The sequence below is a fragment of the Vibrio cidicii genome, assembly GCF_009665415.1.
Taxonomy (GTDB): domain Bacteria; phylum Pseudomonadota; class Gammaproteobacteria; order Enterobacterales; family Vibrionaceae; genus Vibrio; species Vibrio cidicii.
This window is the reverse complement of sequence record NZ_CP035921.1, coordinates 2,793,190-2,817,794: the sequence shown is the minus strand read 5'-3', so window position 1 is coordinate 2,817,794 and position 24,605 is coordinate 2,793,190. Positions and strand designations below refer to the sequence as shown.

Genomic DNA, 24,605 nt, shown 5'->3' with positions numbered 1-24,605 from the left:
GATAAGAGATTCTTTTCTTTAATCAAGTGGTCATTCTACTTGGTTCCGTAGCATCTGCCTATACCAAGGCTGCAAACTATTGCTGCGTAGCGTTTTTACTGACCAGTGACCTTGGTGAACCCAAACCGTAATCTGCCCTTCTTCTCCAGTATCTAACCAGCGCACCTCGTATTGCTGATAAGTGCGTAAGACCTCTTTTCTCGGCATGCCCCACTGGTTACCTTTGGCGAGTGAGGCCAACGCCAACTGCGGCGCGACTGCGGCGACAAAATCCGGTGAGGACGAGGTTAAACTGCCATGATGCGGGACCAGCATAATATCGCTTGTCACCTCTTCAGGCTCTCGAGCCAAAATCCACTCGGCGACGGCATCAATGTCTCCCGTGAGTAAGATTGAAAACTGATTTTCCCTATCGCTGAGCCGAATCACGCACGAGTGAGGGTTATAGGCCCGTTTAACTAGTCTCGGTGGCCACAGAACTTCAAGCAGCATCCCTTGCCATTCATGCTGATCACCACGAAGACAGGGTAAATAGTGCTCTTGCTGCGAACTGCTCATGCGCCATTTCGGTGACAGCATGGACTCTACATACGCTTTCCCTCCGGCATGGTCGTTGTCTAGGTGGCTAAGAATCAGACCATCCAAACCGCGATGGCCTCTTTTAAGCATCAAAGGCTCAATGATTTGCTGGGCAATACTGCCGTCCAGCCACCCTTTGCCAGTATCATAAAGCAGCAGGTGATCATTTTTCTCAATCAATACCGCCAGCCCATGACCGACGTCCAATAGATCAATACGGATATCATTCTGCTGGCGATGACTTATCGTCATCGCCATGCTTATCCCCAAAGCAGTCAACGCGAACATGGGCGTGAACAGGCGTCGGAACAGAATCAGCAGAGCCAAGAGGGTGATAACGGTTATCTGCCCGTCGGTGAGTGGCCACCAACCGTGACGTGCATAAGGCAACAGCAGGCTTAACGGTTGTAAAGACCAATCTGCCAGTTGCCAAATGAGCGCGGCGACGCTTGGCAAAGATAAGGCCGAAAACAACAAACCAGCCAGCACCAAAGGAACCACAGCCAGCGTAAACCAAGGGATAAACACTAAGTTGTATACCAGAGCAGCAACGCTAAAACCGGAAAAGAAGTGCCCAGTTACGGGCGCGAGAAACAGCAGTAACGATGCTTGCGTGAGTAGCAGCTTGGTTGTTCTCTTGCGCCATGAGGCATGAAAATGGCCTTGGTTGATGGTGAGAAAAACCGCGCCGACGGCGAGAAAAGATAACCAGAAGCTAGAAGAAAGCGGGGAAAAAGGCGATAGCACTAAACAGCATGCCAGCACCAAAAGTAAGGTACTCCAACGGCTTATCTGACCGTTCATCAAAGAGAGCGATGCCATCAGGAGGCAAAAGATGAGTGCTCGCTGAGTCGGTAGGGTAAAGCCAGCCAACCAAGCATAAGCCCAAGCAAACACCAGACCGAGCATGATCGGCGCGAAAAGAAGAGGCCTTTGCCCTGCCCGCATCCAATGGCCGAGCCAATAGCCACAACCAAACGCCATACCTATATGCAAGCCAGAGATCGAAAGAAGATGAATCAATCCGCTCTGTTTGAGCAGTTGCCACTGCTGCGTCTCGATCTGGTCACGCACGCCAAAACTGAGTGCCATTAACAAAGCTGAGTGCGATGCCTGCGCCAATTGCAGGGATACTTTTTCAATCAGCGCAGATCGAATCGAGTTCCTCGACGTAACCCGCCACGAATGCTGTCGATCAAGTGTTGCTCTGGCTAAGACTTGTTGGCTGAGAGCAAACCTTTCACTGTCAAATCCAGCCTGGTTCAGCAGTCCATAAATAGGTTTGATGTTTACTCGACCAGCAAGGAGATCACCCTGATTGAGCAAAATTGGCGCAATCAGGCGAACTTTTGCTCGTTCAAAAAGCGTCAGTGGCTGGCCATTAATGTGTGTAATATAAATAATCCCCTCATAGCCGTGACTTATTTGCTTAAAAGGGCTGTCAACTTGCCCGTTTATGGTAATATTCACACCTGCCTGAAACAGGGTTTCCGCTTTCCGCTGGATTAGATTTCCCGAACAAATCGCAACCACAAGCGCCAAGCCAATACCGAGTGAGCTCCGCCACCTTTTCAGTCTCGTAATTAATAAGATGGCAATCACAATCAGCAACAACCACCGCCAGGAAGGCATGAGCGGCCAATAATTCGCCGAGATAAGGGTCGCTGAGAACGAAGCCAAGAACCAATTGTTACCTAAGAGAGTCATGTTGTCCTATGCCAAGAAAGCTGATCAAACGCTTCATGCCAGACCATGAGCTGATAAAACGTCAAAAAGCATTGAAAGTGTTTGGTAACGTTTTATACAACCCCAATTTGTGGTGCCTAAATCGCCGTTCTGCGGCAGGTGCTTTTGCTGTTGGCCTGTTTATGGCTTTTGTTCCGCTACCGAGTCAGATGATCATGTCAGCGGGTTTAGCGGTATTGCTTGGTGTCAATTTGCCGCTTTCAGTCGCGCTTGTTTGGGTAAGTAATCCGATCACCATGCCCGTGCTGTTTTACTTCGCCTACAAACTCGGCGCTTTCGTGATGAATGTTCCGCCACAGCCTTTTCATTTCGAACTTTCTTGGGACTTCATCATTGAACAAATGAGCACCATTGGCCCTCCGTTCTTACTCGGGTGCACCATCTGCGGCGTGGTTTCGTCGATTGTCGGCTACTTTGGCATTCGCGGTTTGTGGCGTTACTCTGTCGTGAGAAGTTGGCAGAAGCGTCAAGCAAGATAACGCAAGATGCTGAAATGTTGGCAAGCAGTGGCATAAGTTTCGATTTATCGCACTGGGCTAATGAAATCAGATGTAATAAAAGTAGTAAAAACAAAAGGACCAAGCGGTCCTTTTGTCGTTTTTGCGTCTATGAATCAGAACATTACTTGCTACTCAACACCGCAGCAGGTTGGAGTTTGGAGGCTCTGAGTGCGGGATACCAAGTGGCAAGAATGCTTAATATGATCGCGGTGCCTGAAACAATCAGCACATCTTCATAACGCAATTGTGTCGGTAGAAAATCGACAAAATAGATATCACCCGATAAGAATTGGTGGTCGAGCAAGTTTTCCAGCCCTTTGATTATGGTAGTGAGGTTTAATGCCACCAGTACGCCAACGACACTGCCGAGCACACTACCAAGCACGCCGGAAAAAACACCTTGCCAAACAAAGATACGCCTCACTAGGCGATCTGAGGCGCCCATCGTGCGCAAAATGGCGATTTCAGCGGCGCGGTCTTTGACCGACATCATTAAGGTGGAGACGATATTAAAACAGGCGACGCCAATCACCAGCACCATCACGAGATACATAATGGTGCGCACCAGTTGGATATCGCGGTATAAAAAGCCAAATTTCTGCTTCCAACTGCGTAAATAGACATAAATGTCGATTTTCTGTCCGACATCACGCACGATACTTTGCGCATTCAACACATCATTAGTACGCAGTGCGATGCCCGTCACTCCATCACCCAACGCCGTGTATTGCTGACCGTCGGCTAGGGGGACTAAAGCAACATTGTGATCGATTTGTCCGTTGAGCGTAAGAAAGCCAACCACCTGTACGCGAACCCGCTTAGGAGCCTGTACTTTGCTGGTATTGCCCACTTGCGGAATTAAAAGAGTGACATAGTCGCCGACCTTGGCGTCAATCTCGTTCGCGACGCCGCGCCCTAAAATCACTTGATTTTTACCCGGAGTGAATGCCTGCCACGCAGCCGCTTCGATAAACTGCGCCATGCTGGACACCGCTTGTTCATAGTCTGGCTCCACCGCACGCACTTCGATCGCTTTGAGCTGATCGCCGCGCTCGACCAAACCCGTGAATTTCACATACGGCGCGGCGGCCACCACGTTGGGGTGTGCTGTAACCTGTGATACCACTTTGCGCCAGTCTGCAACCGGGCCACGCACGCCTTCAAGTTCTGCGTGGGGAATAACTGACAACACACGCGACTGTAATTCCCGCTCAAAGCCATTCATTGCCGATAGACCGATAATGATCACCGCTACACCAACGGCAATGCCAATTGTGGATGAGAGAGAGATAAACGACACCATTTTATTACGCTGCTTGGCTTTACTAAAACGGCGGCCGATCATCAGTGGCAAAGAAGAAAACATTACTTCATCTCACTCTCGGTTGGGTGAGTCAGCAAACCATCTTGCATCGTCATCTGTCGATCCATTTTCGCTGCCAACTCATTGTCGTGTGTCACCACCAAAAACGCGGTGCCCGACTCACGATTTAACTCACGCATCAGATCGTAAATTTGCACTGCCGTCTTGTGGTCAAGGTTGCCTGTCGGTTCATCAGCCAACACCAGCTCCGGTTTATTAATTAGAGCGCGCGCAATCGCTACACGTTGGCGCTCACCACCAGACAGTTCTGATGGGCGGTGTAAAACGCGATGTTTCAGGCCGACTTTTTCCAAGAGTTGCTGCGCTTCTTGCTTAGCTTGAGCCAATGGTATGCCCGCAATGAGCAGCGGCATCGCCACATTTTCCAGCGCCGAGAAATCGGCCAACAGATGATGGAACTGATAGATAAAACCGAGATGCTGGTTGCGCAGCTTCGCTTGCTTATTACTGCTGAGGGTACACAAGCGATAATTAAGAAATTCTACCTCACCCTCAGTGGCATCATCCAAGGCGCCGAGAATGTGCAGCAAGGTACTTTTGCCAGAGCCAGAGGTACCAACAATCGCCACCAACTCACTTTTATCCATCTCAAAGCTTACGCCTTTGAGTACTTCGGTAGTGAGTTCACCTTCCTGATAGGTTTTGCTCACGTGATGACACTTTAACAACTTATTCATAGCGAAGAGCCTCAGCAGGTTTAACAGACGATGCGCGGTAAGAGGGATAGAGCGTAGCCACTAGACTAAGTAGAACCGCCAATAAAATCACCCAGAAGATTTGCCATGGCTGAATCACCACAGGCAGGCTGCCACCGAAGGTGAACAGCGCCACGCCAGCGGCGTTGAGCAAGCTGTTGAGATTAAGCGACAGTAAAACACCCGCGCCACCGCCCACCAGCGCGCCAATCACGCCACTGCTCGCCCCTTGCACCATGAAAATCGTCATGATGTGGCGCTGGCTCATGCCTTGAGTCTTCAAAATCGCCACTTCAGCTTGCTTTTCCATCACCACCATAATCAGCGCCGAAATGATATTAAACGCCGCGACACCAACAATCAGCCCAAGCATCAGGCCCATCATGTTCTTTTCCATTTTTACCGCTTGAAACAGCTCACCGCGTTGCTCTCGCCAGTCACTCCACTGCCAACCCTCAGGCAGGTCTTGTTTGGCCACTTGTGTCACCTCAAATGGATCATCAAAAAACAGTCGCCATCCGGAAATGGTTTGCTTACTCAATCGAAGCAGTCTGGCGGCATCGTTGATGTGTGTCACCATCAACTGGCCATCGATATCCGAACCGGTGTTAAACATGCCTGCAACGGTAAAATTGCGCTGGCTTGGCATACGCCCCAATGGGGTGAACTGGCTGGCACTGGTCACCATAAGGCGCACTTTATCGCCTATGGATACATTAAGATTTCTTGCCAGCGTATGACCAAGGAACACCTGATATTCACCAGCATGAAGGTCAGCGACAGAACCTGCGATCAAATGCTCGGCGATAGGATCGTCAAAGCTTGAATCAATGCCAATCAAATAGCCCACCGAAAGCTGCGCTGCGCTTTGAATCACCGCTTCGCCGCGCACAATCGGTACAGGGGTGCGCGAGGGTGAAAGCTCTCGGACAAATCCAGGCGCACTGGCTTGCCAAGGCGTTTCGTCTTGATAGGAGACCACCGCTTGCGGCAACACGCCCAAAATGCGCTCTTTAAGCTGCGCTTCAAAACCGTTCATCACCGAGAGCACCGTGACCAGCGCCATCACACCGATGGTGATGCCCGCAGTCGACATATAAGAGACGAAGCGACTGAATCTGTCACCGGAGCGCCCGCGCAGATACCTCAGCCCAACGAATAGGGATACTGGATAAAACATTGTAAAAACCGATAATCAATCCAACTGGTTACTCTAACCAGAAAGATGGCACGAATATAGCTAAAATTGAGTGAGCGACACAGAATTCAGCGTAATTTTGCCATTTTAGTGATGAGTGAAGCTGAGATGTAGGTCAATTGACTAGAACAGAGCTTGATAACTAAGCGAAGTTAGCGATAATCAATCACTTGAAGATTCATCTTGTCACTTCAAGATGACGAATAAGGAACAACAGCATGACAGATCAAGAGTTTTTTACCGTCCATTCAACCTTAACGGTTAACGTCGAGCTGTTGCCCACGTCATCAATTCTGCCTTCGGAAGAGACATTTTTGGCAGAAATCCCGACTCCATTTATCGTCGCCAGCGAATTTAGCCAACTCGATCAAATGGCGGATCATGCCCGTCATGAGCTGAAAAATAGCGATTTCAAAAGCGTCATCAGTTTGCTTGATGCGCAAAATTCCAAACTCAATTTGCTCCTCAGTTTCATGCTCTCCCAGCAAGATGACCCTACACTGCGCTTTAAAACTACTCGCTTTGGCGCTAGCCAAGTGAGTTATCTCTGCACACAAACAGTACCAGTCGGGCAACTCGCGCGGGTGAAACTGTTTCTTGAGAGTCCGGCGGCGGCAATTTATTGTTACGCGCAAGTGGCAGCCTGTGAGGCGCACGAACAGCAGTTCGAAATCACCATGAAGTACCAGTTGCTGCGGGATTCTGATCAAGACCTTTTGATCAAAGCAGCACTCCATCAGCAGCAAAGAATACTTCGTCAGCGAACCCTGGAAAGAGATTCAAAATAACCCACAATGAAAACTGTTCAACCCATCTTATCGGTCTGCGGCGCAAACGGCGCAGGCGACAAAAAACATATTGGCTGCTTACCGGGTGCATCGCTCGCACTCTCCATCGCTGAACTGGCAAAAGCAGCCTCCAGCCACACAGTTTTAGTGGTACCTGACCCACAAAGCGCGTTGAAACTGCAAGCAGAAGTCGAACAGTTTTACCGTGAGTCGGTGACAGTGTTCCCCGATTGGGAGACGCTGCCGTACGACAATTTCTCGCCACACCAAGATATTATTTCTGAACGTATCGCGACCTTGTTCCAACTGCCGGGGCAAAGCAACGGCATCACCATTGTTCCAGTCAGCACCTTACTTCAGCGTCAATCACCGCGCGACTTCCTGTTGCAACATACCTTGATGGTCAAAGTGGGCGATCGCTATTCACTGGAAAAACTTCGCCTGCAATTAGACAACTCCGGTTATCGCCACGTCGATCAAGTATTTGGTCCGGGAGAGTACGCTAGCCGAGGTTCCATTTTGGACCTCTATCCAATGGGCAGTCATGATCCTTATCGGATAGATTTCTTTGATGACGAAATCGACACCATTCGCACCTTCGATCCAGAGAATCAGCGCTCTACCGACGCCGTACAGGAAATTCGCCTGTTGCCCGCTCACGAGTTCCCCACCACTGAAGCAGCGATTGAAGATTTCCGTATTCGCTGGCGTAGCCAGTTTGATGCGCGCCGTGAACCAGAATCGGTTTACATGCAAGTGAGCAAAGGGACTTGGCCGGCCGGCATAGAATACTGGCAACCGCTGTTTTTTGAACAAACCGAAACCTTGTTTGACTACGTCGCTAGCGATTCACACTTCATCACGGTCGGCGACATCGATCTGGCGATGGATCAGTTTCTCAGTGATGTCGATTACCGCTACGAGCAGAAAAAAGTCGACCCGCTGCGCCCCCTCTTACCACCAGCACAACTGTGGCTAAAAAAGGATGAGCTTTACGCTCGCATCAAGCCATTCGCTCAAACCTGCCTCTCTGTCGCAGCCATTGAAGAAAAAGCAGGTCGCAGCAATTTGCCTCTGCAAGCACTACCTGAACTGGCCGTGCAACAAAACAGCAAAGAGCCGCTGGCACAACTGCGCAAATTTAGCGAAAGCTTTAACGGAAAAATTGTCTTTTCTGTCGAATCCGAAGGACGACGCGAAGCCTTAACCGAGCTGTTGCAAGGGATCAAGCTTCGTCCGACGATGTCGGCTAACGTAGATGAGGCGTTGCAACAGGAAAACCGATTTACTTTGGTGATCGGCGCCACTGAACGCGGCTTTATTCACCCTGAACGCGGCTTTGCTTTTGTCTGCGAGAGCGACCTGCTTGGTGATCGCGTGATCCAACGGCGCAAAAAAGACAAGCGTAACGTCAACAGCGATACCGTTATCCGTCATCTTGCCGAGCTCAAACCGGGCCAACCTGTGGTGCACATTGATCACGGTATCGGCCGCTATATTGGTTTAGAGACGCTCGAAGCGGGCGGCATCAAAGCCGAATACATGATGTTGGAGTATCAAAACGAGGCGAAATTGTACGTTCCCGTGGCGTCGCTAAACCTCATCAGCCGTTACTCCGGCGGCGCGGAAGAGAGCGCTCCGCTGCACAAACTTGGCGGCGAAGCTTGGGCCAAAGCGCGGCGCAAAGCGGCGGAAAAAGTGCGCGATGTCGCGGCAGAGCTGTTGGACGTTTATGCCAAGCGCGAGCTCAAGCCGGGCTACAAATTTGCGTTGGATCGTGGCCAGTACGCCAGCTTTAAATCTGGTTTTCCTTTTGAGGAAACGGACGATCAAGCGATGGCAATCAACGCGGTGTTATCAGACATGTGCCAAGCCAAAGCGATGGACCGCCTAGTGTGTGGTGACGTTGGCTTTGGCAAAACCGAAGTGGCCATGCGCGCCGCGTTTGTTGCCACAGACAACAGCAAACAAGTCGCGGTACTCGTCCCGACGACCTTGCTTGCTCAGCAGCATTTTGAGAACTTCCGCGATCGCTTTGCCAATCTTCCGATCCGAGTTGAAGTGCTGTCGCGCTTTAAGTCCGCGAAAGAGCAGAAACAGATCCTCGAGGATGTCGCAAGTGGCAAGGTAGACATTCTGGTCGGCACGCACAAACTGCTCTCGTCTGAACTCAAGTTTAACGATCTTGGCCTACTGATTGTCGATGAAGAGCACCGTTTCGGCGTGCGGCAAAAAGAGAAAGTCAAAGCGATGCGTGCCGATGTCGACATTCTCACTCTAACTGCGACCCCTATCCCGCGTACACTCAATATGGCAATGAGCGGCATGCGTGATTTATCCATCATCGCCACTCCACCAGCGCGTCGCCTATCGATCAAAACCTTTGTGCGCGAGCGAGATGATGCGGTGGTACGCGAAGCGATCTTGCGCGAAATCATGCGCGGTGGTCAGGTTTACTTCCTGCACAATCAAGTGGAAACCATCGAGAAAGTCGCAGCGGATTTGACCAAGCTAGTACCTGAAGCGCGAATTACTGTCGCCCACGGCCAGATGCGTGAGCGTGAGCTCGAACGCGTGATGAACGATTTCTACCATCAGCGTTTTAATTTGCTGGTGTGCACCACCATCATCGAAACCGGTATCGACGTCCCAACCGCCAACACCATTATCATGGATCGCGCTGACAATCTTGGCCTCGCCCAACTGCATCAGCTACGTGGCCGTGTGGGGCGCTCGCACCACCAAGCTTACGCTTACTTGCTGACGCCGCATCCCAAATCCATGACTAAAGACGCGATCAAACGTCTTGATGCGATTGCCTCATTGGAAGATTTAGGGGCGGGTTTTACGCTGGCTACCCACGATCTTGAGATCCGCGGCGCAGGTGAGCTTCTCGGTGAAGAGCAGAGCGGCCAGATCCAATCGGTCGGTTTCTCACTCTACATGGAGATGCTTGAACAAGCGGTTCAAGCCTTGAAAGAAGGCAAGGAGCCGTCATTAGATGAGCTTTTACGTGAACAAACCGAAGTCGAGATCCGCATACCCGCCCTACTCCCGGATGATTACATCCCCGACGTCAACAGTCGTTTATCTATGTATAAACGCATTGCCAGCGTGGCGGGTGAAGAGGAACTCAACGAGCTCAAAGTGGAGCTGATCGACCGGTTTGGGTTGCTGCCCGACGCGGCGAAAAATCTGTTGGCAATCTCAGAGTTAAAGATTCTTGCTGCCAACATCAAAGTGAAAAAAATCGAAGCGCATGATAAAGGCGGGTTTATCGAATTTTATCCTAACGCTGACATAAACCCCGCGTATCTGGTCAGACTACTGCAGTCGCAACCGAAAAAATTTGCGATGGAAGGTCCAACTAAGTTCAAGTTTAGCGTACCATTGACCGACCGCCGCCAACGTGTTCAGTTTATTCGTGATTTACTGAACGAGTTTAATCAGAATTTATTACCAGTGAGCTAGTTATCCGATGAGATTCTTGATCCCTCTGCTCCTTCTTTGTGTGTCACTCCCTTCATGGGCGCAGAGACAATTTGATATCGAGGTTATCATTTTCAAACGTAACCTCGATGCCCAGCAGACTAATGAATCCTGGCCAAACCAACTGCCGGAGATCAATAAAGCGCAAGCACATGAGTTTCAGGACGACGCTTATCGTGAAGCTAAGGGCGTGCAAATGTTGCCCTACGATGAGTACCAATTGCGCTCGCAAAAAGAGGCCCTAGACAGACATGCAGGGTTTACGGTGCTGCTGCATACCGCTTGGCGGCAAGATGACAAAGGCAAAAGTTCTGCGCCCATTTTTCGCATTTTAGGTGGCAAGGATTACTCTGCCGAGTTTAATCCTGACGGCAGTGAAAAGCAGGCCGAGCCAGAGCAGGTCGTTGCCGATGGCATTACCGAAGTGCGTATCGACAATCCGCTGTACGAACTTGACGGCACTTTACAAGTCTACGTGCAGCACTATCTGTTCGTCGAAAGCACCTTAGATCTCAAAGCGCCTAGCGTGCGTGAAGTGAAGCTAGAATCCAGCTCACTGGATGAAAACACCGACCAGCTTGGGCAAGTGGATGGCAATGTACAACTGGGGAATTTGGCGCAAGTGTCTCCAACGGTACAAGTGGAACAGTTCCTCAAAAGCTACCGCATGGATCAAAAACGCCGTATGCGCAGTGGTGAAACCCACTACCTAGACCACCCGTTGCTGGGCATCGTGATCCAAGTTCGCCGCGTGGAATGAAACCGATTTATGTTTATTTGAAGCCCTCAGACGAGGGCTTTTGTTTATTTGCCTCAAACGTCATCACAAAACTTTGCCGATTCAGGAAAGCGAAATAAACGAACGCTGCAAGAGAGTAAAATGAGCCCAGATTTTCAAATCATTACTTCACGTCTTTGCCTGCGTCTCATCAACGCCGATGAAGCCGAACCTTTGGCAACGCTGATTCGCAATTCGCCATCGCTACATCAATGGGTTGATTGGTGTCATGCCGATTTCACTCTCAAAGAGGCGCAGCAGTTCTTGTTGACTACCCGCCTAAACTGGGTAAAAGCCGATGGGTATGGCTTTGGTATTTTCCATCGTGAGAATGGGCAATTGCTCGGGATGGTGGCGATTAATGAGCTCTATCACACCTATAACATGGTCAGTATTGGTTATTGGATTGCCGATAAGTATCAGCGTCAAGGAAACGCGAAAGAGGCCATCACCGCTTTAGTCGAGTTTTGCTTTGCCAAGTTGCAGGTGAGCCGGATTGAAATTGTCTGTGATCCTGCAAACCTTGCCAGTCAAAAACTGATTGAACGCTGTCATGCCAAACGAGAATCGATCGCTCGCCATCGTTTTCTTTTTCACGGCGAGCCAAGAGACGGTGTGGTCTATTCGTTGATTCCCAGTGATCTAATTTAGTCGTTTATCGCCACCATTTAATGTGAAATAACACAAAGGAGCACCATGGCGCTCCTTTGTGTTGGTTAGCGTTTATTGGCTAAATCAGCTTCTTTTGTCGCCCACAGGGTTAGCCTTTCTGGTTACGCTGCGCGGCTTTGCGCGCCAGTTTTTCCGCTCGACGAGCTTCGATCACCTGTGCACTATCTTCTCCGATGTGGTTTTCACCGCGCAGCTTCGCCAATTGAACTTGCTTCTCACGCTCACGAAAACGGGCTAATTGCTCGTCGGTGTGCGTCCCAAAACAGCGCGGACAACTAACGCCTTGCTCATACTGCTCGCTCTGTTTGTCGTCCTCAGTAATCGGTAGACGACAAGCATTACAGACTTGATAGTCACTCTCAGATAAGCCATGTCCGACCGCTACTCGTCCGTCAAACACATAGCAATCGCCTTGCCACAGGCTTTGCTCCTGCGGCACTTCTTCAAGGTATTTCAAAATGCCGCCTTCAAGGTGATACACCTCGTCAAAGCCTTGCTCTTTCAAATAGGCTGTGGATTTTTCGCAGCGAATGCCGCCAGTACAGAACATGGCGACTTTCTTATGCTTTTGCGGGTCGAGATTTTCCTGCACATAGTGTGGAAACTCGCGGAACGTTTCGGTTTTCGGGTTGAGCGCGTTTTTAAACGTACCTAACTGCACTTCGTAGTCATTACGCGTATCGACGACCAATACCTCCGGGTCGGAGATGAGCTGGTTCCAATCTTGCGGTTTGACGTAAGTACCCACCACATGACGCGGATCGATGCCTTCAACGCCCATAGTCACAATCTCTTTCTTGAGTTTGACCTTAGTGCGGTTAAACGGCGGCTCAGTAGCAAAAGACTCTTTATACACAGTGCCTTTTAAACTTGGCTCGCTGTCTAGCCACGCCAACAGCGCATCAATCCCTTGGCGCGAAGAAGCGACTGTGCCGTTAATGCCTTCTTGTGCCAGCAGTAATGTGCCGCGAATGTGGTTCTCTTCCATCAGTGCCAGCAGCGGCGCTCTTAGCTCTTGATAATGGTTGAGCTCAACAAACTTGTAGAGCGCACAGACAACATATTGACTCATGGTATGACCTTTTAATAACGACACAGGGAAATTGGGCACGCATTATAACCAAGCAAGCGGCTGACAAATACGGAGCGTTTTTGGGGATATACCTTCTACTGGACGAAAGCCTGACAGAAGATCTCTAGACGAGCAATATGTCTCAGCTGAATAAGTGCACCAGAGAGCTTTGCTTAACCTTAGTGTACCGCCGAAAAAAAACCGGAGCGAAAATGCTCCGGCTCTACTTTCATGCGATGAATTAGTGCAGCTTGAGGTTTGGACGAAGCACTCGGTTGATCCGCCCCACGAGCATCATCAGACCGGTTTTGAACACACCATGCAGCGCCATTTGGTGCATGCGGTAAAGCGAAATATACACCACGCGCGCAATGCGCCCTTCCACCATCATTGAGCCTTTGGTGAGGTTGCCCATCAGGCTACCTACCGTCGAGAAACGGCTCAATGAAACCAGCGAACCATGATCTTTGTACACATAGTCCTTCAACTCACGACCGTTGAGCTTGGCAATGATGTTGCTAAACGCGTGACTCGCCATTTGGTGCGCCGCTTGAGCGCGAGGTGGTACAAATTTGCCATCATGTTGCGTGCATTGCGCCAAATCACCGATAACAAAAATGTCGTCATCGCGCGTGGTTTGTAATGTGTTCTTCACCACCAACTGATTGATACGGTTAGTTTCCAAACCAGCAATCTCTTTCATGAAATCAGGAGCTTTGATGCCAGCCGCCCAAACCATGATTTGCGCTGAGATCTTCTCGCCATCTTTGGTGGTTAAACCATCGGCTTCAGCTTTGGTTACCATAGTCGCTGTGCGAACATTCACGCCAAGTTTCACCAGTTCATGATGCGCAGCCGAAGAGATGCGTGGTGGCAACGCAGGTAAAATGCGCTCACCCGCTTCCACTAAGTTGACGTTGAGCTTACTTGAATCTAGGTCACCAAATCCGTAAGTGCGCAGCTCTTTAATCGCATTGTGCAGCTCTGCGGAGAGTTCAACACCGGTCGCGCCCGCTCCTACAATCGCAATATCAACGCTTCCCTGACCATTTTTCGCGTGCAGTTTGAGGAACTGATTATTCATTTCCGTGCGAAAACGGTGTGCCTGCTCCGGGCTGTCGAGGAAAATACAGTGCTCTTTTACCCCGGGAGTATTGAAATCGTTAGACGTTGAACCGATCGCCAGCACAAGAATGTCGTACTCCAGTTCACGACCTGGTAGAAGCAGCTCACCATGTTCATCGGTCAGCTCACTCAGTGTAATCACTTTTCGTTGACGATCGATGCCACACAGGCTGCCTAGCTGAAAATCGAAGCTGTGGTTTTTCGCGTGCGCACGGTAACTGAGCGCATCCACACCTTCATCCAGCGATCCCGTTGCCACTTCGTGCAACAAGGGTTTCCATAAATGGCTTGATTTGCGATCGACTAGGGTAATTTGGGCACGTTTTTTACGACCCAATGTGCGGCCCAGTTTAGTGGCCAATTCAAGGCCGCCAGCACCGCCGCCAACAACGATAATTCGTGTCACAGTGATAATCCTCTACAAAATAAAAGTGGGGTCCGCCCGACCGCGTTCAGCTGATTGATAATTTCAGCGAAGCGCATCCAACGGATAAATCTTGTTATGTGTGACACTTGGTCACGGGTTATCAAAGGGCGTTCTGTTACGTTAAGAATCAAAGTGCAGCACAATATTTGAAACAGCACACATATCGGGCAAGTTAAACTCTCGCTCTCAATTTTTTTTGATATTTATCAAATTATTTTACAGAGTGACATTATATAGCGCTCGCCCCTTACCGCAACAAAAATCCATTGTTGTGAGCGCTAACACCAGAATAATCATTTGGCGTGTAACGCTAAAAAAGGAGCAGAGACAATAGGATGAGACCGTTTAGTGGTCGATTATCTTTCAACAATCATCAAACGAGTTGCACTTATAAAAACTCAGCCCCAAAAGGGGCTGATGGTGTTTGATATTCTCTTGCAAGAATATCCATTGTGAAGCACGTGAGGTCGCTATAGCGCTTCTTTAAACGCTTTCATCGCTTGCAGGTGCTGAGAAATCTTTTTGAATTTGTGGCTCTCTTTTTCGTCCCAGATGATGGCGTAGTAGTCTTGCAACTCTTCTGCCGTTAGATTGTTGTCATGCACTTCGTCGTTGCGCGACAGGATCACTAAACAACGACCTTGATTTTTCATGCGGAACTTTTCGACACATTTTGTTGCAATATCTTCGTACTCTTCAGGACGATCAATACGCCCTTGCATGTTGTTCTCCGGGTGAAGATTCGGATTGAAAATCACCTGTTTGATGCCACACAAAAAGCCAATGCGTTCGGACCAGTAGCCACCCAGGCCGACACCGCAAATAATCGGCTCGGGATCCTCCGATTGTTCAATGGCTTTGTGCACTTCTTTTAATAAATGCTGCATATCATGCTTCGGATGTAAGGTACTGTAATTTACAAAACGTACATCGGGGTCAATAAACTGCAATTGCAGCACTTTTTCGTGATTTCCAGGGCTGGTTGAATCATAGCCATGAAGATAGATAATCATACTTCCCTCTCACTTTAAGCTTGGGTATAGCCATAAATCTACCACGATTAGCAGGGGTTTAAAGTGGTAAACCGGGTTGAGGCTGTAAACAGTGATCCTCGTGACATAATGTATGCAGCATTTGCTTGGCACTGAGTAAATATTCCTCACCACCCCAAAGCTTGTCAGCAAGTAGATACCACAACATCGCCATCATGGTTAAACGCGGTTGCCACGCTTTCACACCATCAAGCCACAAATCGATGTCGTCTATTTCTCTCAACTGGCAGTAACGACATACCGACTCAAACACGTTTTCCTCCGCAACTTGAATCACTAACGCCAATTCCAAGCGAGGATCTGCCAAAGCGGCATACTCCCAGTCAATCACTTTTACCCCATCCGGACCTTTAACTAAGTTATAGTCCCCCAAGTCGAAATGGCAAAGAACGGCGGGTAACGGTTCAATCGGAGGGGACATACGCCATTGTTGATACAAATTCTCAAATTCACTCCCCAAGTAGTGACCGTCAAGCTGCATCCAGTAATGATCCACCCTTGCGGTATAACCAAACGGCGCGAGCGGCAAACCGTGTGCATCAAATTCATGAATCTTAATGCAGGTTTTCAGTAAGGTATCGATAGAGGCCGCACCGCGCATAGTCACACCTTCTAGCCATTCGACCAACAAGCCCTGCTCGTTGACCAAAATCGGCTTGGGTCCGATTTTTAATGGTGCTATTGCCGCCAGAATCTGATATTCGCTGTAGCGAGAAATAGAAAAAGCCTGACAGACTTTGCTGGCAGGCCTCCAAACGTACGCTTTTCCATTGGCATCAAGGATTTTCCAACAACGATTGGTTAACCCTCCCGTCACCGTTTGAACTTGTGCGGGAGCGGGCACAAAAAACTCCGCTACCGCATTCAAACTGGGATCAAGTTGTTTGGCTTGCTGCCAAGAAAACCACGCCATATTTCGCCTCACATGCGCTTACAGTCCAAGTAAACGTTTAGACTGCTGTTTGCGGATTTCAGTTTCATCCGCCCATTCGATCAGGCCCGTTTCCAGATCCATCAAGCGCATGGTCATTTTGTAGTAGACATCTTTGTCGCTGCCGTTATTTTTAACGATGCTCGACAAGTTGCCATACAGCATGTACTGCGCACCCACCATTTTACCGAACTGAATGGCGGTTGATTGGTTCACCAAGTCATCATTGTTCTGGAAGTTCAACTGCTCACGCACCGCTTCTACGCGATCCATATCCACAAAACGGAATTTGCCAGAGTTCAACATCTTGGTCGAAATCGTGTCGGTGATGGATTCCGTATCGATATGTTCGCTGGTTTTGTTTTTGATTCGTTCAACAAAGACAATCGGACGTTTGTCACGAGTGATCGCGGCCACAGAGCCTGACATCATCATGCTATCGATCATTTGCCCAGCGATGGTTTGCAGATCGGTCGAACCAAAATCAATTGTTGTCGTTTCAGTCGCCTGTGCGTCTCCATAAGAGACCTTGTTAGAACAACCACCCAAAATTACTGCCAGCCCCACCAGGGCAACCACACCTTTGTTCATTTTTAGTCCTCACACTATTGAGTTTTAATCATTGTTTGCACGAATCTGCACTCGGTATTGAGTGCCATTCGGATTAATCGTTACTTCCGACAGGGTAATCGATTCAAACCCCCTAACGATCGCTTGACGCCAAGGTCCGGGTTTGCTGTTCACTTCCAGACCATTCGCGTCGTACCAAGAAAAACGGTACAAGATCGACTGATCGCCTTTATAATTGCTGGTCAAACGCACCACACCACGAACTCGATCGTCAGCAGGTACCGTCGAAATATCGTCGATCAACAGACGATTACCCAATACGTTGTCATGAAAGAACACATGTTGTGTTTCGCCATCAACGCGCATGCCTGCGGTATTTTCTGCACAGCCAGTCAAAGCCAACATTAGCAATGCTGGAATCAGCCAAACTTTCATTACAATCTCCCTAATTGTTTGTGCCAGATCGTCTGATTGTCGCCTTGACGAGAGAGCCAGACCAAAGTGGTTTGCCCCGCTGGCACGTTAAACACATAATCTTGGTTGGTAGACGTTATCACCTGTTCTCCAGCCTTCACCACCGCACTGGTCGTGTTGATTGTTGCGGGCAGTGTTTGCCAACTGCGAGTATCAGGCTGCTCGGTTAACGCATTCCAGACATTGAAGAGCAGATTACCTACATCGTCTCCCTTCGCCGCTTCTTTACGTAGTTGATCTTTGGCAACCACGCGCAACGCTTGACGGATTACCATCGACGGTAAACGCTCGCCGAGATCGTATCTCGCCATTTGGTTTACATCAGCCAAAGAGTGCGTCGTCAACGCCTGCTGATTTAATCTCAGTGGAGAGAATGACGCTCGACTTTGTTTGGCATAGTAGGGCAGCGCCAATGAGTACAGCGCACCCACGCCACGAGAATCGTAAACGGGCAAGTCAATACGCCATCCTTGCAGCGCTTCAACCACGCCTTGCTCCTCGATGACGATAATACGCCCTTCATCGTTACCCAGTGTTAAATCGCGTTCACCGTAGCGTTTCTCAAGTTGGCGAAGGTCTTCGCGCATTGCCAACTTTTTGGCGACGGCTATGGTTCGCTCAATCACTTCGCGATTGTCGGGCATCACTGCCAATGCTCGGCGGTAGTCAACATACGCCCCATTAAGATCGCGTGACGCTTCATAAAGCAGCCCTGAGAGGAAAAACAGATAGCCATTTTGCACCGCCTGCAGCGTTTGTCCCGCGTCGGGATAATTTGCCAATACGCTGCCTAAATTGGTGGCCATGCCGTTTTTCTGCATGTCTCGCTGCGCTGCATTAAGCTCGTCTTCACGCGCTTTTCGCGCCGCTTCTTGCACTTGGTTGGCTCTGCGCATTTCGACCAAGGCCCCTTCTAAGCTATTTTGCTGTAGATAGTTCAAGCCAAGATAAAGATGCAAAAAGCCCAGTTCATAATCTGCTGGGGTGTAATTATTCAGATTGTCATTCACCGCCAATGAGCCCACACTGGTGGCGGTTTGTGACAGAGAAACTTTTGCTTGATCCTGCCATTGCCGCACTGCCACATCACTTTTTTCCAAAGCGCTTTTGCTTGCCGAATAATCACTGGCTAAAAAGGCCAAGCGGCCACGCTCCATGTTATCAAGCATCTCACCAGCCACCAGATCTGATCGCATCTGCTGCGCTTGTGAGTAGTGACCGCTTTGCACCGCCTGATAGACGGACTTATTCTGCTCACTGTAATGACTAAACAGATTGCCGGCAGACATATTGGCGCACCCGGCTAAAGCGAGTACACCACTGAGCAATGCGGCAAACTTTATCTTTCGTGTCAAAACTCGGCTCCAATAGAGATTTAACCGACATTTGGCCAGCGAGCGCTTCGCTGGCCCCTTAACCTATCGAGTCACCATTTATCCGAGCAACAGTGGGCCAAGTGGACGCCCACCCACCAAATGCATATGAATATGGTAGACTTCTTGGCCGCCATGCGCATTGCAGTTGACAATTAGGCGATAACCATCCTCGGCAATGCCCTCCTCTTTAGCGAGCTTTCTGGCAACAGTGAACATGCGCCCCATCATGGCTTCGTCATCGGCTTCAACGTCATTCACGGTTGCAATGAGTTTGTTCGGAATGATCAAAATGTGGCTTGGTGCTCGAGGATTGATATCACGAAACGCGGTGACGAGATCATCCTGATAAAGCACATCAGCGGGAATTTCCTTACGAATAATTTTGCTAAAGATGGTTTCTTCGGCCATAGGTACTCCATTAAGTGGTGTGTAACCCGGTTAGTATGCGTCAAGGCTTGCGCCATCACAATAAAAAACAGTGTTCACTTAACATTATCAACAGTACGTCAATCTATAAAGTTTTTTTTGTCGCCCTCGTCATAAAATGCTCAAATCAAACTGCCTACAATGATGATAATTTTGTTAATTTTTTGAGACGTTTTGCGTCTTTTTGCACTTTTTATTTCTATCTGGGAGAGGGCTTCACCTATGCAAGGTTCAGTCATTAAAAGGATGTATGCCGGTTTCGCGTTGATTATTGTGCTGTTTATCGTCACAGTGACCATCATGACCAACGGCATGAATCAAATTCATTCTAACTTTGAGACGGTATCAAGCACCTCTCTACCTTTGGTTTCGCTGTCGAATCAGACCAGCGTCCAACTTCTTTCGGCAGATAAATCCTTCAAAGATTTTCTGACCACGCAAGATCAAGATCGGATGGCGCAGATGCGCCAAGAGTTCGGCCAATCGCAGCAAGAATTTGGCAAAACATTGGCCGAGCTTGAGCAAGCGAGCCGTATTTACCCTGCGCTTGCCGAGCCACTGGCTCAGCTTCGTGAAACGGAACAGAGCTATTTTGCCGAAGCGAATGAGGCAATGAACAACTACGAAGCGATGTTCACCGCCCAAGCTGAAGTGCAAAAATCTTCTCGTCGTTTCCAAAAATTGCATACCGAATTGACCGTTGGCATGAAAGAGTATGTTGATGATCAAACCAGTATTTCCGTCAAAGTGATGGCTAAGAGCTATTTCATTAAGTTGAAAGACGCCGAAGTGATTACCTCGGATGCGTTAGCAAGCTCAGACCTTGAGTTTGTGGAAAAAGCAGTGACCAAGAACAAGAAAGCGGTCACTCACTTAAACTACGCTTACCGGGGTTTGGTCACTCAGTTACCTTCTTTGAAAGAGGTATTTAACCAATCGGTAGAACAGTTTACCCAAGACGTCGGGCAAAAAGGCGGGGTGCTTGACCAACATGCCAGTTACCTGCGCGCAAGAACAGCGCTGTACAACAACATCGCCAACCTAGCGGTCAAAGTTGATAATGCCATGACCACGCTAGAAACCTTTACTACCACCGCCACCGACAATTTGAACCAATCTCTTGTAGAAGCGGGGGAAGTTTACGACCAAGGCTTGCTCAAGGCGATCGTCATCGGTATTGCGGTGACCATTTTCGCCGCTGCGGTGGGTTATCATATCGCGCACAGTGTCCGCGAACCGCTCACACGCATTCTGGCAACGCTAGAAGGGCTGGCAAATGGCGACATGACGCAGCGCATCGAGATCCGCTACAACAACGAATTTAGCCGTGTAAGTGGCCATATCAATACCCTCGCCGATAGCTTGCACAACATCCTAGTCAAACTTAATGACGCGGCGGAAAATCTTACCGATACTGCCGCCAACAACGAAAGGACCTCTTCTGAGGCGCAAACTCAGCTCAATGCGCAACGTGGCCAAACCGCCAGCGTTGCCACGGCAATGACTGAAATGTCTCATTCAGTCCAAGAGGTAGCACAGAATGCGCAAAGCTCTTTGGAGATGGTACAGAAAGTCGAAACCGCGTCAGATTCTGGCCGTAGCATCATGAGTAGCAATATCTCAACCATCAATCAGCTTGAGATGCGCCTCAATGAATCGGTCAGTGCGGTCTCTGAGCTACAGCGCATGAGCGGTCAAATTGGCTCGATTTTGGATGTAATCCGCAACATTGCAGAGCAAACTAACCTACTGGCACTTAACGCCGCCATCGAAGCTGCGCGTGCGGGTGAGCAAGGACGAGGCTTTGCCGTAGTTGCCGATGAAGTACGCGTACTGGCTTCCAAGACCACTCAGTCGACCACTGAAATTGAGGCCATGATCAGTAACTTACAATCCAGCTCGCAATCTGCCAGTCAAGTGATTCAAAGCTGTATGAACGATATGGAAATGTCGGTTGATCAAGCCTCCAAAGCCAATAGCTCAATGGAAGAGATCCAAGCGCTGATCATCGAAATCAGCCAGATGAGCACGCATATTTCCCATGCAGCAGCCGAACAAAGCGAAACCTCAGCAGACATCGCGCGTAGCCTAGAGGATATCAACAGCATCGCTGATCGCAGCTACCATGCGATGGCAAGCATTGCGCAGACCAGTGAAAGTTTGTCGAATCTCGCGCATCAACAAACTGAATTGGTGCATCGCTTTAAGCTATAGACGTCTTATCTAAACGCATCGCACTAACTCCGTCTGCAATCCGATAAGGGCAACTTTTCACAGAGTTGCCCTTGTTTTTTATAAGCCTTGTCTACATATGGAGATCAAGGGCTTGCCAATTTCTTTTCTCTTTCATTCTGTGCAGCCCATATAAAAAGGAAACTCTATGGCTGTTCACGTCGGTATTATCGATCAGGATCCAGTCCGCCTGATCACTCCGCTACTCGATCATCGCACTGTCAGTACGCACATCATTTTCATCGGTGACGAGTCACAGCACGGCATGTATCAAAGGCTTCATTCCGTTCTCACCCAACGCAGCATCACGACCGAGTTCTTTGAAATTCCCTCCGTGGTCGATACGTCCCTCATTAAGCAGTCTATCCAATCGCTGGCAGAGGATCTCAAACGCCGTGGGGAAGACGTAAAACTGAACGCCAGTTGTGGCCTGCGACATCGTCTGCTTTCGGTGTATGAAGTGTTTCGCACCTATCATTGGCCAATTTTTGTCGTGGAGCCTAATAGCGATAAACTTTGCTGGCTCTACCCTGACGGACGTGAAGAGACCCAAGTTCAAGACCGTATCACCATTTCAGATTACCTTACGATTTTTGGCGCACGTGGTGAGTTCAACGAGGTAGAACTGCCCCCTCAACTGGATAAGCAGCTTTACCAACTTGGTGAGCGCTGGGCAAGCAATGCTCTGGAGCTTGGCCCCGGGCTGGCAACGCTCAACTACTTAGCCACCACTTGTCGCAAAGAACAGCGGCTCGATGTCGAGCTTTCCGACAAGCAGCAAGGCTACCGTGAACTGAATATGCTGCTGGCAGACTTGGTTGAGGCCAATATCGCCACCTACGAAAACGGGCTACTCACCTTTGCCAATGAGGACGCACGCCGCTTCTCCAACGGTGAATGGCTGGAAACCTTAGTGCACAGCACAGTCAAACAAATCCAAGATGACATGCCGACCATTCAGGACCATTCGCTGAACGTACAGGTTTACCGTCAGCTTGGGGATCGCGAAGTACGCAATGAACTTGATGTGGCCTCGGTAGTGAACAACAAATTGCACATTATTGAATGCAAAACCAAAGGCATGCGTGATGATGGCGATGACACACTCTACAAATTGGAATCATTGCGCGATCTTCTGGGCGGGTTGCAAGCACGTGCCATGTTGGTGAGTTTTCGACCACTGCGTCACAACGACATTACTCGAGCGGAAGATCTTGGCCTAGCTCTGATAGGGCCAGATGAACTGCGCGATCTGAAGTTGCACCTCACTAACTGGTTTGCCCAAGCGGGTGGCAGCGACGGTGTTTAATTTGTTGCTTGGAATCGAGTAGGAGGAGGCCTCACGGCCTCCATCCTCTCACACCACCGTACAAGCGTGGGTCGCATACGGCGGTTCCGAATATACCTTTAGTGACTCATACCCATCTCTCAATGAGTACAATCCCCTCTCCTTGAACCATTTGATTGGCATGGCGTGATTCAACTGGGGCGAGAGGGCTAAGTGCCACCACCCTTTATCTGACATCGCCAGCTTCCACGCATTTCGCTCTGTTACACCTTGGCGTTGTAACCATGTCGCTATGCTGTATCTGCGTTTGCGCTGTTTCAGGCGGTAGCATCTCAACCGACGCCGTATCCATTCGTCCAAGCGCTGCATCGCACTTTGACCTAGGGCGAGCTTGAAGTAGTGCTGCCAACCTCGTAGGTATTGGGTTAACTCGGTGATGATTACCGACAACTCTCGACCTCGATTTCGCTTCGTTATTTTCCGCACTCGCTGCTTCATTTGAGCTTGTGCCGGTTTTGATATCAGGAGAGTTCCGTCTATCTTGAAGCTATGACTTAGGTAGGCTCGCTCCGTCACTCTTGTTGCTGCACTTTTCTCTCGATTTACCGTGAGCTTTAGCTTCTGCTCCAAGAACTCCGTTATCGACTCTTTGACTCGATGGGCGGCTTCCTCACTACGAACGTAGATTTGGCAGTCATCTGCATATCGACAGAACTTATGCCCTCTTCGCTCTAACTCTTTGTCCAGTTCATCTAATACGATATTGGAAAGTAACGGAGATAATGGCCCACCCTGTGGTGTTCCTCGTTGTCTTCGCTCTACTAACCCATCTCGCATTAAGCCTGCCTGTAGATAGGACCTGATGAGCTTTAATACTCGTTTATCACTAATGTCCTTAGATAATCTGCGCATCAGCCTATCATGGTTCACCGTGTCGAAGTATTTGGCTAGATCGATATCCACTACATAACCCCGCCCTTCTCTGATATAGCGGCTTGCTGCCGCAAGCGCATGATGCGCACTGCGGTTCGGCCTGAACCCGTAGCTGCTGTTGGAGAACCTCGGCTCATAGATGTCTGACAGTACTGATGTGATCGCCTGTTGGACTATCCTATCCAGTACCGTGGGGATACCTAATTGCCTGACGCCACCATTCGGCTTGGGGATTTCTACACCCAGAACAGGTTGAGGTTGGTAGCTTCCGTCCAGAAGACTCTGGCGGAGCGCTTGCCCATTTGAAGCTTGCCGAAGTTTAGAAATGGTCGCTGTGATGTCGAGTCTGTCGACACCTGCGCACCCCTTGTTCTTCTTCACGCGTCGAAGGGCATGGTTCAAATTCGCTGAGGAGCTGATTTGTTCCATCAGCGCAGTGGGGGTCACCAAGACTCGTCCTCCTTTCTACGCCGATCATGCTTGTCATTCTTCGTGACCATGAGCTTTACTTGCGGTATTGCCCATTGGGACGTAGAGATGATTTTCATCTTGCTATGACTCCACATGATTGAGTGTCTAGTGACTGCTTCTTGATATATTCAGTTCAGGCCTTCCTTTGAGTTGTACTTCCTCAAAGTACTATGCCTTCTGCTGACTTCTCATTGCCCATCACACAACATCACTGCTGTATTAGTCTCATCTGAGACAGGCAATGAGATCTCCCGAGGTAAGACGTTGCTCTTTCCCTTGGTCATGCCTGATTTACCTATACACACTTCCCGTCGAGGCATTGGGCTATTCTATCTATTGCTAGGTTACCCAAGTTGTACAGGCCTACTATCAGGTTTCTGTTCGTCACAACCAAGTTTT

20 protein-coding genes are annotated in these 24,605 nt (G+C 49.4%); 7 read left to right on the top strand and 13 right to left on the bottom strand.

The genetic code is table 11. From position 1 onward, the window contains the following. Window positions 1–30 precede the first annotated feature (30 nt). Window positions 31–2,049 carry a DNA internalization-related competence protein ComEC/Rec2 gene (locus tag EWA64_RS13900; RefSeq protein WP_244881430.1) on the bottom strand — a complete coding sequence of 673 codons (2,019 nt, stop codon included), beginning with the start codon at window positions 2,047–2,049 and terminating at the stop codon, window positions 31–33. Between the two features lie 245 nt (window positions 2,050–2,294). On the opposite strand from EWA64_RS13900, the gene EWA64_RS13895 reads away from it, so the two are divergent. After that, window positions 2,295–2,804, top strand: a complete 510-nt coding sequence (locus tag EWA64_RS13895; protein ID WP_039425193.1) for a DUF2062 domain-containing protein — start codon at window positions 2,295–2,297, stop codon at window positions 2,802–2,804. Between the two features lie 142 nt (window positions 2,805–2,946). Here the strand turns inward: EWA64_RS13895 and lolE are convergent, their stop codons facing one another. Genes lolE through lolC form a run of 3 tightly spaced genes read right to left on the bottom strand, consistent with a single transcriptional unit; the run spans window position 2,947 to window position 6,084 of the window. Further along, window positions 2,947–4,191, bottom strand: coding sequence for a lipoprotein-releasing ABC transporter permease subunit LolE (gene lolE / locus EWA64_RS13890; RefSeq protein WP_061893810.1), 1,245 nt, complete (start codon window positions 4,189–4,191; stop codon window positions 2,947–2,949). Then, a complete protein-coding gene (gene lolD / locus EWA64_RS13885) occupies window positions 4,191–4,886 on the bottom strand; it encodes a lipoprotein-releasing ABC transporter ATP-binding protein LolD (protein ID WP_061893809.1) in 696 nt (231 codons plus the stop codon). Before lolD ends, lolE begins: the two co-directional genes overlap by 1 nt. After that, window positions 4,879–6,084, bottom strand: a complete 1,206-nt coding sequence (lolC, locus tag EWA64_RS13880; RefSeq protein WP_061893808.1) for a lipoprotein-releasing ABC transporter permease subunit LolC — start codon at window positions 6,082–6,084, stop codon at window positions 4,879–4,881. The genes lolD and lolC overlap by 8 nt, the downstream gene beginning before the upstream one ends. A gap of 236 nt (window positions 6,085–6,320) precedes the next feature. Here lolC and EWA64_RS13875 point away from each other — a divergent pair, with 236 nt between their 5' ends. The 4 genes from EWA64_RS13875 to EWA64_RS13860 all read left to right on the top strand — a co-directional run bounded on the left by EWA64_RS13875 (window position 6,321) and on the right by EWA64_RS13860 (window position 11,808). Next, on the top strand, window positions 6,321–6,890 hold the full coding sequence (locus EWA64_RS13875; RefSeq protein ID WP_061893807.1) for a hypothetical protein: 570 nt from the start codon (window positions 6,321–6,323) through the stop codon (window positions 6,888–6,890). A 6-nt stretch (window positions 6,891–6,896) separates the two neighbouring features. Next, a complete protein-coding gene (mfd, locus tag EWA64_RS13870) occupies window positions 6,897–10,361 on the top strand; it encodes a transcription-repair coupling factor (RefSeq protein WP_061893806.1) in 3,465 nt (1,154 codons plus the stop codon). A gap of 7 nt (window positions 10,362–10,368) precedes the next feature. Next, window positions 10,369–11,139: a peptidoglycan binding protein CsiV gene (locus tag EWA64_RS13865; RefSeq protein WP_061893805.1), complete on the top strand. Its 771-nt coding sequence runs from the start codon at window positions 10,369–10,371 to the stop codon at window positions 11,137–11,139. A 120-nt stretch (window positions 11,140–11,259) separates the two neighbouring features. Beyond that, window positions 11,260–11,808: a GNAT family N-acetyltransferase gene (locus EWA64_RS13860; protein ID WP_061893804.1), complete on the top strand. Its 549-nt coding sequence runs from the start codon at window positions 11,260–11,262 to the stop codon at window positions 11,806–11,808. A 109-nt stretch (window positions 11,809–11,917) separates the two neighbouring features. Here EWA64_RS13860 and trhO read toward each other — a convergent pair whose 3' ends face one another. The 8 genes from trhO to hinT all read right to left on the bottom strand — a co-directional run bounded on the left by trhO (window position 11,918) and on the right by hinT (window position 19,264). Then, window positions 11,918–12,901, bottom strand: a complete 984-nt coding sequence (gene trhO / locus EWA64_RS13855; protein WP_061893803.1) for an oxygen-dependent tRNA uridine(34) hydroxylase TrhO — start codon at window positions 12,899–12,901, stop codon at window positions 11,918–11,920. A gap of 241 nt (window positions 12,902–13,142) precedes the next feature. After that, entirely contained in the window at window positions 13,143–14,432 is a 1,290-nt protein-coding gene (locus EWA64_RS13850; protein ID WP_039425171.1) for an NAD(P)/FAD-dependent oxidoreductase, read from the bottom strand. Between the two features lie 491 nt (window positions 14,433–14,923). Continuing rightward, complete coding sequence (gene ycfP, locus EWA64_RS13845; protein WP_061893802.1) at window positions 14,924–15,466, bottom strand: alpha/beta hydrolase YcfP; 543 nt, start codon at window positions 15,464–15,466, stop codon at window positions 14,924–14,926. Between the two features lie 58 nt (window positions 15,467–15,524). Beyond that, on the bottom strand, window positions 15,525–16,418 hold the full coding sequence (gene thiK, locus EWA64_RS13840) for a thiamine kinase (protein WP_061893801.1): 894 nt from the start codon (window positions 16,416–16,418) through the stop codon (window positions 15,525–15,527). Between the two features lie 18 nt (window positions 16,419–16,436). Further along, entirely contained in the window at window positions 16,437–17,027 is a 591-nt protein-coding gene (gene lpoB, locus EWA64_RS13835; protein WP_039445667.1) for a penicillin-binding protein activator LpoB, read from the bottom strand. 24 nt (window positions 17,028–17,051) lie between these two features. Then, window positions 17,052–17,441: a YcfL family putative periplasmic lipoprotein gene (locus EWA64_RS13830; RefSeq protein WP_061893800.1), complete on the bottom strand. Its 390-nt coding sequence runs from the start codon at window positions 17,439–17,441 to the stop codon at window positions 17,052–17,054. After that, window positions 17,441–18,835: a COG3014 family protein gene (locus EWA64_RS13825; RefSeq protein ID WP_061893799.1), complete on the bottom strand. Its 1,395-nt coding sequence runs from the start codon at window positions 18,833–18,835 to the stop codon at window positions 17,441–17,443. The genes EWA64_RS13830 and EWA64_RS13825 overlap by 1 nt, the downstream gene beginning before the upstream one ends. Before the next feature lie 78 nt (window positions 18,836–18,913). Then, a complete protein-coding gene (hinT, locus tag EWA64_RS13820; protein WP_061893798.1) occupies window positions 18,914–19,264 on the bottom strand; it encodes a purine nucleoside phosphoramidase in 351 nt (116 codons plus the stop codon). Window positions 19,265–19,504: 240 nt separating this feature from the next. Between hinT and EWA64_RS13815 the strand changes: the two genes are divergently transcribed. After that, on the top strand, window positions 19,505–21,496 hold the full coding sequence (locus EWA64_RS13815) for a methyl-accepting chemotaxis protein (RefSeq protein ID WP_139045647.1): 1,992 nt from the start codon (window positions 19,505–19,507) through the stop codon (window positions 21,494–21,496). Window positions 21,497–21,662: 166 nt separating this feature from the next. After that, window positions 21,663–22,823 (top strand): DUF1887 family protein, encoded by a 1,161-nt coding sequence (locus tag EWA64_RS13810; protein WP_061893797.1) that lies wholly within the window; start codon window positions 21,663–21,665, stop codon window positions 22,821–22,823. A 48-nt stretch (window positions 22,824–22,871) separates the two neighbouring features. On the opposite strand, the gene ltrA is transcribed toward EWA64_RS13810, so the two are convergent. Further along, window positions 22,872–24,164, bottom strand: a complete 1,293-nt coding sequence (gene ltrA / locus EWA64_RS13805) for a group II intron reverse transcriptase/maturase (RefSeq protein WP_061893079.1) — start codon at window positions 24,162–24,164, stop codon at window positions 22,872–22,874. Between the last annotated feature and the right edge of the window lie 441 nt (window positions 24,165–24,605).